The 15,051-nt window shown below is 64.3% G+C and carries 15 protein-coding genes; 7 read left to right on the top strand and 8 right to left on the bottom strand.

Going from position 1 to position 15,051, the window contains the following annotated elements; all coding sequences use genetic code 11:
• Window positions 1-4: 4 nt before the first annotated feature.
• On the top strand, window positions 5-232 hold the full coding sequence (locus AC2FNL_RS17285) for a DUF1127 domain-containing protein (protein ID WP_496834481.1): 228 nt from the start codon (window positions 5-7) through the stop codon (window positions 230-232).
• Between the two features lie 50 nt (window positions 233-282).
• Entirely contained in the window at window positions 283-486 is a 204-nt protein-coding gene (locus AC2FNL_RS17280) for a DUF1127 domain-containing protein (protein WP_496834479.1), read from the top strand.
• Window positions 487-567: 81 nt separating this feature from the next.
• On the opposite strand, the gene AC2FNL_RS17275 is transcribed toward AC2FNL_RS17280, so the two are convergent.
• The 4 genes from AC2FNL_RS17275 to AC2FNL_RS17260 are packed head-to-tail and all read right to left on the bottom strand — an operon-like array spanning window position 568 to window position 4,067.
• Window positions 568-1,710, bottom strand: coding sequence for a saccharopine dehydrogenase family protein (locus tag AC2FNL_RS17275; RefSeq protein WP_496834478.1), 1,143 nt, complete (start codon window positions 1,708-1,710; stop codon window positions 568-570).
• Window positions 1,711-1,713: 3 nt separating this feature from the next.
• Window positions 1,714-2,769 (bottom strand): saccharopine dehydrogenase, encoded by a 1,056-nt coding sequence (locus AC2FNL_RS17270; RefSeq protein ID WP_496834477.1) that lies wholly within the window; start codon window positions 2,767-2,769, stop codon window positions 1,714-1,716.
• 14 nt (window positions 2,770-2,783) lie between these two features.
• Window positions 2,784-3,398: a glutathione S-transferase family protein gene (locus AC2FNL_RS17265; protein ID WP_496834475.1), complete on the bottom strand. Its 615-nt coding sequence runs from the start codon at window positions 3,396-3,398 to the stop codon at window positions 2,784-2,786.
• A gap of 18 nt (window positions 3,399-3,416) precedes the next feature.
• On the bottom strand, window positions 3,417-4,067 hold the full coding sequence (locus AC2FNL_RS17260) for a histidine phosphatase family protein (protein WP_496834474.1): 651 nt from the start codon (window positions 4,065-4,067) through the stop codon (window positions 3,417-3,419).
• A gap of 158 nt (window positions 4,068-4,225) precedes the next feature.
• Between AC2FNL_RS17260 and AC2FNL_RS17255 the strand changes: the two genes are divergently transcribed.
• From AC2FNL_RS17255 to gcvP, 4 genes are all read left to right on the top strand, one after another.
• Window positions 4,226-5,407 carry a hydantoinase/carbamoylase family amidase gene (locus AC2FNL_RS17255; RefSeq protein ID WP_496834473.1) on the top strand — a complete coding sequence of 394 codons (1,182 nt, stop codon included), beginning with the start codon at window positions 4,226-4,228 and terminating at the stop codon, window positions 5,405-5,407.
• A gap of 316 nt (window positions 5,408-5,723) precedes the next feature.
• Window positions 5,724-6,818: a glycine cleavage system aminomethyltransferase GcvT gene (gene gcvT, locus AC2FNL_RS17250; RefSeq protein ID WP_496834471.1), complete on the top strand. Its 1,095-nt coding sequence runs from the start codon at window positions 5,724-5,726 to the stop codon at window positions 6,816-6,818.
• Between the two features lie 18 nt (window positions 6,819-6,836).
• On the top strand, window positions 6,837-7,202 hold the full coding sequence (gene gcvH / locus AC2FNL_RS17245; RefSeq protein ID WP_170406148.1) for a glycine cleavage system protein GcvH: 366 nt from the start codon (window positions 6,837-6,839) through the stop codon (window positions 7,200-7,202).
• Window positions 7,203-7,376: 174 nt separating this feature from the next.
• Window positions 7,377-10,232 (top strand): aminomethyl-transferring glycine dehydrogenase, encoded by a 2,856-nt coding sequence (gene gcvP / locus AC2FNL_RS17240; RefSeq protein ID WP_496834470.1) that lies wholly within the window; start codon window positions 7,377-7,379, stop codon window positions 10,230-10,232.
• Between the two features lie 39 nt (window positions 10,233-10,271).
• On the opposite strand, the gene AC2FNL_RS17235 is transcribed toward gcvP, so the two are convergent.
• Complete coding sequence (locus tag AC2FNL_RS17235; protein ID WP_496834689.1) at window positions 10,272-11,513, bottom strand: cytochrome-c peroxidase; 1,242 nt, start codon at window positions 11,511-11,513, stop codon at window positions 10,272-10,274.
• A gap of 45 nt (window positions 11,514-11,558) precedes the next feature.
• On the opposite strand from AC2FNL_RS17235, the gene AC2FNL_RS17230 reads away from it, so the two are divergent.
• On the top strand, window positions 11,559-12,029 hold the full coding sequence (locus tag AC2FNL_RS17230) for a tetratricopeptide repeat protein (protein WP_005980315.1): 471 nt from the start codon (window positions 11,559-11,561) through the stop codon (window positions 12,027-12,029).
• Between the two features lie 40 nt (window positions 12,030-12,069).
• On the opposite strand, the gene AC2FNL_RS17225 is transcribed toward AC2FNL_RS17230, so the two are convergent.
• The 3 genes from AC2FNL_RS17225 to AC2FNL_RS17215 are packed head-to-tail and all read right to left on the bottom strand — an operon-like array spanning window position 12,070 to window position 15,034.
• Entirely contained in the window at window positions 12,070-13,131 is a 1,062-nt protein-coding gene (locus AC2FNL_RS17225; RefSeq protein WP_496834469.1) for a TRAP transporter substrate-binding protein, read from the bottom strand.
• Window positions 13,132-13,156: 25 nt separating this feature from the next.
• On the bottom strand, window positions 13,157-14,446 hold the full coding sequence (locus AC2FNL_RS17220; protein ID WP_093964183.1) for a TRAP transporter large permease: 1,290 nt from the start codon (window positions 14,444-14,446) through the stop codon (window positions 13,157-13,159).
• Window positions 14,447-15,034, bottom strand: coding sequence for a TRAP transporter small permease (locus AC2FNL_RS17215; protein WP_496710805.1), 588 nt, complete (start codon window positions 15,032-15,034; stop codon window positions 14,447-14,449). It abuts the gene before it with no gap.
• Between the last annotated feature and the right edge of the window lie 17 nt (window positions 15,035-15,051).

The raw sequence follows: 15,051 nt of genomic DNA, 5'->3' as shown, positions 1-15,051 counted from the left end.
ACCAATGGCAACCGCACAAACCACACAGTCGAACCACAGCCTGTTTCATGACCTTTTTGCAAAATACGCCGAGGCCAAGACAGAACGGTTTCGGAAGCAGATCTTTGCGAAGACGGTCCGTGACCTCGAACGCCTGAGCGACCAGCAGCTCCACGATATCGGCATCTCCCGCTCAGACATCCCCCAAACGGCCTATCAGAGCGTCTATCAGCGCGCCGCGTTTACGCAGTAACCAGGGCCGCGCCCCAACAGGACACCGGCCAAACTGGGAGGAAACACCCGATGCTCGACACAATGCAACCGACTCAACAACCCTGCCCATCCGCCAGCGCGCTGCTACTGTTCGATCGCGCCATGCGCATCCGGGCGGTCAAGGATGACATCGTACGCGCGGCGCAACATCTGAGTGGTCTGGATGACCGGCAGCTGTCCGAGCTTGGCATTACCCGCAGCGATCTTGAGGAAACGATCGAGCGCTACATCTGAACCACAGGCGCCGATCGAACGGTCGGTCACAATACCAGAAAAAAGCCATTCCGGTGCGTCCGGAATGGCTTTTTGGTTGGTTCAGGCCAGGTGGTCGACCACCTGCAGGTGCTGTGCCAGCTTGTCGATCTCGGCCATCCAGGCCTGAACCAGTTTCGGATCGCTGGGCGCGGCATGGACACCGGCGGGAATGGCGCGGTCCTGCACCGCCTCGACCGCCAGCGAAACCGGGATCGACACCAGACGCGCCATCGCGCTGCCGCGCGCGTCGCCCCAGGCGTCCATCACGTAGGTCTTGTGCCAGACGGCCTTGCCATCCTTCTCGGCCTTCAGCCCGACACAGAGCACGACGCGGTCCGGCTCACCCTCTTCATAGGCGTTCTCGGCCCAGAACTGGTCGGACATTTCCTTGAGCCGGGCATCGCCCTCGGGGCCTTCCAGCGTTTCGATCTCGCGGAACACGTCCGACCAGGCATCCGACCAGCCGTTCAGCCGCAGGGTGCCGCGGACGAACTCCTTGACCGGCCAGTGCTCCTCGAAATGGTACTGCTGCATGAAGGGGATTGAATCGCGGTTCGGATAGACCTCGAAGCTCTCGGGCGTGGGAAGCGGCGCGACATAGGTGCTGATCGCGTCCCAGGGCCGGGCCACGTCCAGCGGGGCATAGTCGCGGATCGACCGCGAGGGCGAACGCAGCGCCTTGAGCACACCCAAGGGCGACCAGCTGAACTTGTAGCGGAACGGGTTGGGGTTCTTGGGGATGCCGCCGCAATAGGAAATGAAGCTGAGGTGGTTTTCCGGGTCGAAGGCGTCGGACGCGCGGTAATCGTCCACCAGCGCATGGGCCATCAGGTGGTCGATGCCCGGGTCCAGCCCGACCTCGTTGACCAGCGCGACGCCGGCCTCGCGGGCTTTGTCGTCCAGCGCGCGCATCTCGGGCGCGATGTAGGAGGACGAGACGAAATGCGCGCCCTTCTCGATCGCCAGTTCCGCCAGCGGCACGTGCCAGTCGCCCGGCAGCATCGAGACGATCACGTCGCCCTTTTCCAGCACCGCGCCCAGCGCATCAATGTCGAAGGCCCGGATGTCGTCGGTCAGGTCACCGACCTCGGCGCGGGCCTTGCCGACGGTCCGGTTCCAGACGGTGACCTTGTGGCCGGCCTCGATCAGGCGGCGCAGGCCGGGGATGGCCGACAGGCCGGTGCCACACCAGTGAATCGTCATGGCTCAGATCCTTTCGATATGGGATTTGAAGGTGTCCTCGGCCCGCGCCCAAACGCCCGAGGTCAGGTCGGTCAGGGTCAGCAACGAGGGCAGAAGCTGCGCGGCGTAGTCTTCCGAGCTTTCGACCGGCAGCATCGAGGGCAGGTTGTCGATGGCCATGACGTCGAGAACCGGGTCGGTGGCCACGCGCAGGGCGGGTTCTTCCCATGTGGTGGCGCGGTCATAGACTGGCACCGGGTTGTAGTCGCTGTCGGGGTCGCAGGCCACGTCGCCGATGGCGGTCAGCTTGCGCGGGGCATTCAGCGCCTCGCGCGGGACAAAGACCGGTGTTCCCGGCCGCGCGAAGATGCAGTTCAGGAAGATGTCGTGTTCGAGGATCTCCGGGAACGGCCCGCCATCGGCGGTTTCGGCCATGTCCCATTTGGTCACCTCGACCCCCATCGCCTCGCACAGATCGGACGCGCCGGTGCCGACCCTTCCAAGCGCGCCGATGACGATGGCGCGGGGGCGGGGAGCGCCGGTGGCGTCGAGCTCGGCCAGAAGTTCGGCGTTCAACGCGTCCTTGCCGGGATAGACGCCGACGGGGCCACAGATCTCACTGCGCTGCTGCGCCGCCCAAGTCTTGAGCGTGACCGCCGCGCCGGCATACCCGGCCCAATAGCCGAAGGCCGCGACCCGCCGCCCGGTCTCGTCCACCAGGTATTCCAGGTCATACAGCGTGCCACCACCGGCCTTGAACCGCTCCAGCAGCTTGCGGCCCGAATGCTGGCCCTTGAAGGCATGGCCGAACATGATGTGGCGATGCGGCAGCGGCGTGCCGTCCTCGGGCAGTTCCTTCAGGCCGAAGATGATCGCATCCAGCGGCGCATCCGGCCACGAGTTCTCCGGCGCAATCTCACAGCCCGCGTCGCGGTAGCCGTCGATCGGGATGGCGCGGACATGGCTTTCCTCGACCGTCACGCGGATGCCCGCCGCGATCAATTGCGCCGCGCCTTCGGGCGTCAGCCCCACCCGTTCCTCGTTCGGGCGTTGTTCAGCCCGGACCCAAAGATGTGTCATGCGATGTCCTTTTGTCAGAGCATTCCGGCGGCCCGTACCGCCTGAACCGAGGGTCGGGCCTCCATCGCCGCGCGGAAGGCCTGGATCTTGGGAAAGGTCGTGACATCGACCCCGTCACCTTCCAACCAGCTGCAAACCACGTAGAGATAGGCGTCAGCCAGCGAGAATGCCTCGCCCAAAACAAGCGGGCCGCGCAGCCCGTTTGACGAGATGTAAGCGCAGGACTCGGTCATTGTTTGGGCCACCTTGTCCTTCATGTCCTGCCAGCTGGACTCCTGATCCGCCCAACGGTGACCGCGCATCTTGTGCGCATGGTTCACATGCATAGTCGAGGCCAGGTAGTACATCACCTCGCGCATCCGAGCGGCCAGGACCGGATCGTCCGGAACAAGCCCGGCCTTCGGGGCCTTGGCTGCGATGAATTCAAGCAGAGCGCCGGTTTCCGTCAGAATGCCACCATCGACCACCAGAGCGGGAACGCGGCCCTTGGGGTTGATCTGCTTGTAGGCCGCCGTCGTCTGCTCGCCCGCAGCGAAGTCCAGTTTAATCGCCTCATAATCCAGACCGGCTTCCTCCAGCGCGATGACGACGGCGATCGAGATAGTGCGGGGTGCGTAGTAGATCTGCATCTGGGACCTCCGATCCGGTTAAAGGTGGGTCTGGGCGAAATGCCGGTCCGGCGCTTCCAGATGCGGAACCGCGTTGAACAGAACCGGGCTCAGGTCCGCTCCGATCGGGTGCAGACGATGCAATGAGGTGTTCATGATGGCAAGGGCCACGCGCGCCATCGCCGGAATGTCCAGCCCCATCGCCTGCCGCACCACCATCGAGATCAACCCACCCGAGGTCACCACGATGGCCGGCCCGTCGCCGTCATGGATTTCCCGCAGAGCGTCCGAGACGCGGGTTTCAAACTGCTCGAAGGTTTCGGGCGCGTTCCGAATGTCGCCGTTGGCCCAGGCCTTGAAGGTCAGCGGCAGGTGCTGAACGAAACCTTCGCGGTCCGTCGGGATCGTCACGCCGTGCTGTTCCTGGAACAATTGCGCAAGAGTGAAATACTCGATTTCATTCAGACGTGCATCGCGGACGGGTTCCGGCAGCCCCATGCTTGCGGCCGTTTCCACATGCCGGGTCAGGGTGCCGCAAAACACCCGTGGATAATGGGCTTTGGTCTCGCGCAGATGGGCCCCGAGCCAGCGCGCCTGCTGATGCCCAAGCTCGCTGAGCTTGTCATAACTGTCTTCGTCCCGTGCGGTGGTGTTGGCCTGCCCGTGGCGTACCAATGTGATGTATGACATGTCGGTCCCTCTTGGCCCGAAGTCTTAGGGCAGCTTGCCCGCAGGGGCCAGAGGTGTTCGGCCGGTTGCCGTCAAAAAACCGGGACAGCCTGCAACCGGGCTTGCGGGCGGACCGCCGGGCGATAGAGTTGCGGCAAGCGACAAGAAAGGACAGCGCAATGGCCGTAAATGCGCAGAGGTTTCTGGATGATCTGCATAAGCTGCGGGAATTCGGGGCTGCGGGGGTGGGTAAGGGCGTCGTGCGCCCGGCATTTTCAGACGCGGACATTGCGGCGCGGCGATGGTTGGCCGACCGGTTTCAGGAGGCCGGGCTGCAACCGCATTTTGATCCGGTCGGAAACCTGTTCGGTCTGGCGTCCGCGCCGTCGCTTTTGATGGGATCGCATTCAGACAGCCAGCCCGAGGGCGGTTGGCTGGATGGCGCGCTGGGCGTGATCGCCGCGTTGGAGCTGGCTCGCTCCAGCCCGCGCCCGATCTCGGTGGTCAGCTTTCAGGATGAGGAGGGCCGGTTCGGCGTCACGACCGGATCAGCCATCTGGTCCGGCAAGTTGCCCTTTGCGCAGGCCGACGACCTGACCGACCACGCGGGCATACGGTTCGGTGACGCGCGCGCTCGGATGCAAAGTCTGACGCAGGATCTTGTGAACCCCGCCCAATTCACCGGGTTCATCGAAATGCATATCGAGCAGGGTCCGATTCTGGATGCCAACGCCGAGGCCATCGGTGTGGTCTCGGACATCGTGGGTATTCGCGACATGGTCATCGAGTTTTCCGGCCAGCAGAACCACGCCGGCACGACACCGATGCACCTGCGCCGAGACGCGTTCCAGGCTCTGACGATCTTCAATGGCCTGATCAACGAGCGGTTCCGCAACGTGGTGACCCCGCAGACGGTCTGGACGATCGGACACGTCGAATTGTCTCCGAATGCCTCTTCGATCGTTCCTGGCCGGGTCCGTTTCTCGATGCAGTGGCGCGATCAGGACACGGATCGTCTGGCCCGAATGGAAAGCATCGTTCGTACGACCGCCCAAGAGGTCAGTGAATCCATCGGGGGCGATGCGCAGTTCGGGCCAATGCTGGGCATCGAGCCGGTTGAAATGGATCCGACCCTCCGGCGGTCGCTGGAACACGGAGCCCAGACCGTCGCGCCCGGCAACTGGCGGGTCATGCCATCCGGGGCCTTGCACGATGCTTCGAACGTGGCAGCCTTGATGCCGGTCGGAATGCTGTTCGTGCCATCCATCAACGGTATCAGTCATGACTTCGCGGAGGATACCGCCGAGGCCGATCTGGTGACGGGGTTGAAGGCCTTGGAGGCGGCACTTGCCGATCGCTGAAGTACGGGGCCGCCGACCGTGTATATTGCAATTTCAGCTGTTGCGTAACGGAAAAAAGTTTCCTATACGACACAAAGCTGCAGCATGCAGATGTATACTCCTTGTCCATGAGCGATTTAGGCCGTGATGAATACCTGCGATCTGAAATCGGACGGAACACCGCCAGCCGCGAAGTTGCCGGTACCGGAAAATGCATGTCGCCCAGCCAGAATTCCACTGACTCGATCCGGAAAGGCTGCCGTGGCATGCTATTCCCAGCCATGCGCTTTTGGATCCGGTCCATCGCGCCACTTTTGCCAAAAGAAAGAACACTGACATGCCTGGAATGAAGCGCACGCCGTTGTATGACCTTCATGTTGAGTTGGGAGGCAAGCTGGTTGATTTTGCGGGCTGGGAGATGCCCGTTCAGTATCCTTTGGGGATCATGGGCGAGCACAAGCAGTGCCGCGAGAAGGCGGCGCTGTTTGACGTGAGCCACATGGGTCAGGTGATCCTGCGGGGTGAGAATGTGGGCGAGAAGCTCGAGGCGCTGTGCCCGCAGGCTTTTGCGACATTACCCGAGGGCAAGGCGCGCTATGGGTTCTTCACCAACGAGGACGGCGGGATCATGGATGATCTGATCGTGTCGAACGCGGGCGATCATTTCTTCGTGGTGGTGAACGCGGCGCTGCGCGATCAGGACATTCCGCACATGCGCGCGCATCTGGACGGGGTCGAGGTGACCGAGATCTTCGACCGCGCGCTGGTGGCGGTTCAGGGCCCGAAAGCCGAGGACGTGGTGGGCGCACTGTGCCCCGCGGCCCGCGATCTGAAGTTCATGGAAACCACCGTGGCCCCGATCGACGGCGTCGAATGCCGGATCTCGCGGCTGGGCTACACGGGTGAGGACGGCTACGAGATCTCGATCCCCGAGGACAAGGCGGTCGAGGTCACCCGCGCCCTGCTGGCGCACGAGGATTGCGAACCTGCAGGCCTGGGCGCGCGCGACAGCCTGCGGCTCGAGGCGGGTCTGTGCCTCTACGGCAATGACATCGACCAAAGCACTTCGCCGATCGAGGCCAACCTGGCCTGGGCGATTCAGAAGCGGCGCAAGGAAGAGGGTGGCTTTCCCGGCGCGGCCCGCATCCAGCGCGAACTGGCCGAGGGCCCGGCGCGCAAGCTGGTGGGGATCAAGCCCGATGGCCGCGCCCCGGCGCGACAGGGGGTCGAGGTGCAGAACCTGCAGGGCCACACGATCGGTCAGATCACCTCGGGCGGGTTCGGCCCGACGGTCGGCGGCCCGGTTGCGATGGGTTACGTCGCTGCCGGCCACACCGAGCCGGGCGAACAGGTGAATTTGATCATCCGGGGCAAGGCGCAGCCGGCGCGGATCGTGGCGCTGCCCTTCGTCAAACAGAATTACAAGCGTTGAAGTCAGGAGAGAGACAGCATGGCAACCTATTATTCCGAAGAACATGAATGGCTGACGGTCGAGGGCGACACGGCCACGCTGGGCATCACCAAGCACGCGGCCGAGCAGCTGGGCGAGGTGGTGTTCGTCGAGCAGCAGGACGTAGGTGAGGAGTTCGCGAAGGACGGCGAGATCGGGGTGATCGAATCCGTCAAGGCGGCCTCCGAGATCTATGCCCCGGTCGATGGCGAAATTCTCGAGGTGAACGAGACGCTGGCCGACAACCCGGGCGCGTTGAACGAGGATCCCGAGGGCGAGGCGTGGATCTACAAGATCAAGATCACCGATGCCGCGCAGTTGGAAGATCTGATGGACGAGGCCGCCTACAAGGCGTTCATCGGGTAAACCTGAACGGAGTCCCGGCCTGGGGCTCCATCGTTTTGACAAATGCCGCCGAATTTGGGCTCCGCCCGTTCGGGCCTGAAACTGTCCACCGGACAGTTTCCGGGACGGCCCTTACTCCCCGCCGGAGGCTCCCGCAGTCTCCGCCGGGCCTGACCTATCCATGGGAGCGCTGCAATGGCCTTCAAACTGACCGACTACGAAGCATATGACTTTGCCAACCGCCGCCATATCGGTCCCAGCCCGACCGAGATGCGCGACATGCTCAAGGTGATCGGCTTCAAGACGCTGGACGATCTGATCGACGCCACCGTCCCCCCGGCGATCCGGCAGAAAGAGCCGCTGGACTGGGGCCCGGCGATGACGGAACGCGACGCGCTCTATCACATGAAGAAGGTGGCGGGTAAGAACAAGGTTCTGACCTCGCTGATCGGTCAGGGCTATTACGGCACCACCACCCCGGCGCCGATCCTGCGCAACATCCTGGAAAACCCGGCTTGGTACACCGCCTACACGCCCTATCAGCCCGAGATCAGCCAGGGCCGGCTCGAGGCGCTTCTGAACTTCCAGACCATGGTCAGCGACCTGACCGGGCTGGACGTGGCCAACGCGTCCCTGCTGGACGAGGCGACCGCGGCGGCCGAGGCGATGGCGATGGCCAAGCGCGGCGGCCGGTCCAAGGCCAACAACGCGGCCTTCTTCGTGGACCGCAACTGCCACCCGCAGACCATCGCGGTGATCAAGACCCGGGCCGAACCCCTGGGTATCGACGTCACGGTCGCCGACCCTGACGAGCTGGACGCGGGCGCGGTCTTTGGCGCGATCTTCCAGTATCCGGGCACCTATGGCCATGTTCGCGACTTCACCAAGGAAATCGCGGCGCTGCATGAACACAACGCCATCGCCATCGTGGCCGCCGACATCCTGTCGCTGGCGCTGCTGAAATCGCCGGGCGAGATGGGCGCCGATATCGCCGTGGGCTCGACCCAGCGCTTCGGCGTGCCGATGGGCTATGGCGGGCCGCACGCCGCCTACATGGCCACCACAGACAAGCTCAAGCGGGCGATGCCGGGCCGGATCATCGGCGTCAGTATCGACAGCCGCGGCAACAAGGCCTATCGTCTGGCGCTGCAGACCCGCGAACAGCATATCCGCCGCGAGAAGGCCAATTCGAACGTTTGCACCGCGCAGGCGCTGCTGGCGGTGATCGCCTCGATGTATGCCGTGTACCACGGCCCCGACGGCATCAAGGCGATCGCGCAGTCGGTGCACCGCAAGACCTCGCGCCTGGCGGCCGGGCTGGAAGAGCACGGCTTCAAGGTCGAACCCGAGGTGTTCTTCGACACGATCACGGTCGAGGTCGGCCCGCTGCAGAAAACCGTTATGGAGGCGGCGGTGGCCCGCGGCGTCAACCTGCGCAAGGTAGGCGGGACCCGCGTCGGTATCAGCCTGGATGAACAGACCCGCGCCGAGACGATCGAGGCAGTCTGGGGTGCCTTTGGCATCGACAAGAAGGACGACAGCTCGAACAAGCAGTACCGCCTGCCGGACTATGCACTGCGCGAGACGCCCTATCTGACCCACCCGATCTTCCACAAGAACCGGGCCGAGGCCGAGATGACCCGCTACATGCGCCGTCTGGCCGACCGCGACCTGGCGCTGGACCGGGCGATGATCCCGCTGGGCAGCTGCACCATGAAGCTGAACGCGACGATCGAGATGATCCCGGTCACCTGGCCCGAGTTCGCCAACATGCACCCGTTCGTGCCGGAAGATCAGGCGCAGGGCTATCACGAGATGATCGCGGATCTAAACGACAAGCTGTGCCAGATCACCGGCTATGACGCGATCAGCCAGCAACCGAACTCGGGCGCGCAGGGCGAATATGCGGGCCTGCTGACGATCCGCAACTATCACATCGCCAACGGGCAGGGGCATCGCAATGTCTGCCTGATCCCGACCTCGGCGCATGGCACCAACCCGGCTTCGGCGCAGATGGTCGGCTGGCAGGTGGTGCCGGTGAAGGCGGACGCGAAGGGCAACATCGATCTGACCGACTTCCGCGAGAAGGCCGAGAAGCACTCGGACAACCTGGCCGGCTGCATGATCACTTACCCCTCGACCCACGGCGTGTTCGAGGAAACGGTGCAGGAGGTCTGCCAGATCACCCATGACCATGGCGGTCAGGTCTATATCGACGGGGCCAACATGAACGCCATGGTGGGCCTGTCGCGCCCCGGCGACATCGGCGGCGACGTCAGCCACCTGAACCTGCACAAGACCTTCTGCATCCCGCATGGCGGCGGCGGCCCCGGCATGGGCCCGATCGGCGTCAAGGCGCATCTGAAGCCCTACCTGCCGGGCCACCCGGAATACGGCACCGCCGTGGGGCCGGTCTCGGCGGCGCCCTTCGGTTCGCCCTCGATCCTGCCGGTCAGCTGGGCCTATGTGCTGCTGATGGGCGGCGCGGGTCTGACCCAGGCGACCAAGGTGGCGATCCTGAACGCCAACTACATCGCCGCGCGCCTGCAGGAGGCCTATCCGATCCTCTACACCTCCGAATCTGGCCGGGTGGCGCATGAATGCATCCTCGACACCCGCCCACTGGCCGAGGCCGGCAACATCACCGTCGACGACGTGGCCAAGCGGCTGATCGACAGCGGCTTCCACGCGCCGACCATGTCCTGGCCGGTGGCCGGTACGCTGATGGTCGAGCCGACGGAATCCGAGCCCAAAGACGAGCTGGACCGTTTCTGCGACGCCATGCTGTCGATCCGCGCGGAGGCGCAGGATGTAATCGACGGCAAGATCGACCCCGAGAACAACCCGCTGAAGAACGCCCCCCACACGGTGCGCGACCTGGTGGGCGAGTGGGACCGACCCTACACCCGCGAACAGGCCTGCTTCCCGCCGGGTTCCATGGGCGTCGACAAATACTGGTCGCCCGTCAACCGCGTCGACAACGCGTACGGAGACCGGAACCTCGTATGCACATGCCCGCCGATGGACGCATACGAAGAAGCCGCCGAATAAAAACACCAAAACCCCCGCCCGATCCGGCGGGGGTTTTTCTCAGGGCTTGAAGCCCGCGGGCACGCCAAAGGGCGGCGTCTCCACGCTGGTCCCGGTCAGGGCGTGCAGGAACGCCACCAGCTGCGCGATTTCGCCGTCGCTCAGGTCAACTGGCATGATGTCGACCTTGGCGCGTTGGCGCGCCATCTCGAACCGGTCCTGCCAGACGATGAAATCGGCCTGTTCCAGCCACGGCACCATGGGCAGCGCGGCCTGATCGGGCGTCCAGCGTGACAGGCTGGTTGCCGGGTCCAGGTGGTGGCGGATGATCCCTTCGAGGTCGGGAAAGGCGCCGTTGTGGCCGTAGGGCGCGGTCAGCGCCACGTTGCGCAGCATGGGCGTGCGGAACCGGTAGGCGTCCTCCAGCCGGTCGCTTTCGCCCATGCGGCCCACGTCGCGGGCATAGGCGTCCCATTGCCGGGTGCGGCCCGGGCCGAATGGCGGCAGGGCCAGTGCGTGGAATTTCTGATCCGACAGCAGCGGCCCCGAATGGCAGGTGGCGCACCGCGCCTTGCCGTAGAACAGCTGCATCCCGGCCTTCTGATCGGGGGTCAGGGCGGTCTCGTGCCCGGCGAGGTACTGGTCGAACGGGCTGTCGGTGCTGCGCCATTCGATGGCCATGAAAGCGGCCAGAGCGTTGGCGACATGGGTGATGGTGATGTCCTCGGTGCTGTCCACGTCGTCAAAGGCGGCCACCATCGCCGGGCCGTATTTCGGGTCGGTCCGCACCCGTTTGGCGATGATCGGCCAGCCCTTGTCGATCCGGTCATGCACGGCGCCTGTAACTTCGTTCTCGGCCACGTTCCCGGCCATTTCGAACTGAGCGGTCAGCGGAAACAGTGCCTGCGCGGCCAGCAGCGAGTTCAACCCTTCTGGCAACCATTCCTGCGCGGGCGAGTTGAACCCGTTGCCATAGACGTCCGACAGGCTGAGCCGCCCGTCATGGAACATCGTGTGGATGTCGCGCGCGCCCAGGTTCCACAGGCCCGGCGCGTTGCGCGGGATGCGCTTGCGGATGCGGTCCGCCCCGGTGCCGGGCGTGCGGTCGGGGCCAAGACCCTGGCCGCCCTCGCCGATGCCCAGCGACAGGCCGTCGGAGGTGCCGAAATCGGGGTGGTGGCAATGGGCGCAGGTGATGTTGCGGTTGCCCGACAGGATCGGGTCATAAAATAGCTGGTGACCGATCGCGGCCTGTTCCCTATCAAAGAACAGAAAGTCGTCATCGGTCAGCGGCGCGGGCAGGTCCTGCGCCCAGGCCGACCCGCAAAACAGGAGACCCGCCGCCCCATGCGCCAGCTTGTGCTTGCCCTTTGCCTTGCCGCTACGCCCGTCTGGGCCGAACTGGAACAGGCCCGTGACCTGATGGAGGCAGGCGAGTTTGCCGCCGCGCGCGAACAGCTTCTGCCAGCGGCCCGGTCGGGCAACGCCGAGGCCGAGGAGCTGATCGGCGTGATGTACGGCCTTGGCCTTGGGGTCGAGCAGGACTACGAGCGCGCGTTCGAATGGTATCTGCGTGCCTCGATGAAGGGGCATCCGGGCGCGCAATCGGGTGTGGGATGGTATTACGAGCTGGGCCTGGGCCTGCCTGCGCCCGATCTGGTGCGGGCCTACATGTGGTACACACTCAGCGCCATCGGCGGCGACCCCGATGCGGCGATCAGCCTGGAAGAGGTGGTCAAGAAGATGACGCCCGAACAGATCGAAAAAGCCCATGTGCTGGTCAATGACTACAAGGGGTGGATGTACCCCTTTCGGTAAGGGCGGGCCGGGATGACGCGACACCCCGGCCCGAACCGCATCAGTTCAGGTCGGCGGCGCGTTCCGCGTTGATCTCGGCCTCGGCCTTGGCCACGGCCGCGGTCAGAGCGCCATAGATCTCGTCCCCGCGTGCGACGTTCTGCTGGAACCAGTCATAGACCGGGGTCGCGGCCTGCTTGAACGCCTCTTTTTCTTCGGGGGTCGGCACGTACAGGTCGCCGCCACCGGCCACGAAATCCTCGTAGGCCTGGATCGACTTGCGCTTGGGCGAGGCAAAGGTGGCCTGCTGCAGCGCATAGAACCCATCGACGACGACACGGCGCAGGTCTTCGGGCATTTCCTGGAACTTGGCGTTGTTCATCCACCAAAGCGCGCCCATATAGGCGTGCCCGTCCAGCGTGACATGTTGCAGGCCGGCATCGGGGAATTTCATGCCCATGATGTCGGTGATGCCGTTCTTCGAGCCGTCAACCACGCCGGTCTGGAAGCTGGTGAAAAGTTCCGGCCACGGGATCGGAGTGGGCGAGGCGCCCAGGGCCTTGACCAGTTCCTGGGGCAGGTCTGCGACCACGGTGCGGATCTTCAGCCCGTCCATGTCGGACGGCTGGGTCACGCGGCGCTTGGTGTTGGCGAAGTTGCGCCAGCCGCCGGTGTTGCCGATGGTCATCAGACGGATCGCGCCGCCCGAATCTTCCAGCGCCATTTCGCGCATCTTGCGGGTGAAATCACCCGACAGAACCCGCTCGGCGATGCGGTCGTCGGCCATCAGGTAGGGCAGGTCCAGAACCTGCACGTATGGGAAGATGCCCGAGGCCCCGCCCGAGGTCGAGATGTAGATGTCGATGGTGCCGTCGGCCACGCCCTGCAGGCATTCGGCCCCGTTCGAGCACAGCTGCGTGCCGATGAACAGCTCGACCTCGATCGCGCCGTTCGAGGCGTTCTCGACGAAGTTCTTGAACACGACCAGGCCGTCATAGTCCTCGTCGTTTTCGTTCGAGTTGGCGGTGGCGCGCAGCGTATAGTCGGCCGCCGAGGCCGCCAGCGCCGAGGCCGCCACCAGCGACGTGGCCAGTGCTGCGGTTTTGAAGAATGTTCTGAGCATGCGTTTCCTCCCTGTGGTACTCAGTCTAGTTTGCAAATCCCGTCAAACGCGGGATCGTCATGGATATTGCGGGGACATAGGTGATCAGGAAGATCACTGCGATTTCGACGGCCAGGAACGGCAGGATCGCCTTGGCGATGGTTTCCACCCGTTCGCGTGACACGGCGGCGGCCACGAACAGCACCAGCCCCATAGGCGGCGTGGCCAGGCCAACGGTCAGGTTGACGCTCATGATGATGGCGAAATGGATCGGGTCGACGCCCAGGCTGGTGAAGATCGGGCCCAGGATCGGCCCCAGGATGATGATCGCCGGGCCTGCATCCAGGAACATGCCCACGACGAACAGCAGCAGGTTGATCAGGAACAGCAGGATCAGCGGGTTTTCCGACAGTCCGAGGATCAGCGCGGCCAGTTGCTCGGGCGCGTGGCTGAGGCTGACCACGGTCTTGAACGCCATCGCCGCCCCCACCAGCAGCAGCACCACCGCCGAGGTCATGCCCGCATTGCTGAGGACTTCGGGCACCTCTTTCAAGGTCAGCGTGCGCAGCACGAAAAACCCGATGATGAAGGCATAACCCACGGCGACGGCGGCGGCCTCGGTCGGGGTGAAGATGCCGCCCAGAATGCCGCCCAGAATGATCACCGGCGTCATCAGCGGGAAAAAGGCTTTGAGGCTGGCCTGACCGCGCTCGGGCCAGGTGTATTTGCGGCTGGCCACCGGGAAATCATAGCGGTTGGCCATGACCTTGATCATCAGCATCAGGCCGATGCCCACCATGACGCCCGGCACGATGCCGGCCAGGAACAGGGCCGCGACGCTTTCGCCCATGACATAGGCATAGATGATCATGATCCCCGAGGGCGGGATGATCGGCCCGATGACCGAGCTGGCGGCGGTGATCGCTGCGGCGAACTTGCGGGTATAGCCCTGCTTCTCCATCGCCGGGATCAGCATCGAGCCCAGCGCCGAGGTATCGGCCACCGCAGAGCCCGACAGCCCCGCGAACAGGATCGAGCTGAGCACGTTCACATGCGCCAGCCCGCCGCGCAGATGCCCCATCAGCGCCTGGCTGAACTCGACCAGACGGATGGTGATGCCGCCGCGGTTCATCAGCTCTCCGGCCAGCATGAAGAAGGGGATGGCCATCAGCGGAAAGCTGTCCATCCCGTTGTAGACATTGCGGTACAGCAGCGTGATGTCGTTGGTCTGGCCATTCAGCCACAGCAGCAGGCCGGGCGCGGCCAGCAGTGCAAAAAAGACCGGCAGGCCGATCAGCAGAAACACCAGAAAGACGGGCAGGAACCAGACCAGCATCTATTCGGCCCCCACGGCGGCTTCGGGGATCTCGGGCAGCAGGTCACCGCCGCCCAGCATGGTGATGATCGAGCGCAGGATCAGCTCGATGTTGACCGACAGCAGCAGGATCACGCCTACCAGCAGGGAAGCCATCATCCAGCTGCGCGGGATCCGGTACCATTCGTCAAAGCCCAGCGAGGTAGGCAGGTACAGCGCGGCGGTGGCGAAACGCCCGCCAAAGCCCGTGACCTCGGACCAGCCGATGCGCACGGCGACCACCAGAACCGTCAGGCTGAGCAGCAGCAGAAACAGGTTCAGCAACTGGCCGGGTACGCGTGGCAGAAAGCGGACCAGCATGTCGATGGCCACGAACCCGCCGCGCCGGAAGGCGGTGGGCGCCATCAGGCCGGTCATCCACAACATGCAGAACCGCGCCGCCTCGTCAGGCCAGGGCAGGGCGTTGCCCAAAACGTATCGGAAGAACACCTGGATCAGGATCGCGATCACCATGAGGGCGATCGCAACGACACCAACCGCGCGGCCCAGACGCAGCGCGGTTTCGTTCACGAATGCAATCGGCGCAAGCACCGATGTCAATCCGCCCATGCGGATCCTCCCTGTTC

The sequence above is a fragment of the Ruegeria sp. CRTD044 genome, from assembly GCF_059613485.1.
This window is presented reverse-complemented; position numbering and strand designations above follow the sequence as displayed.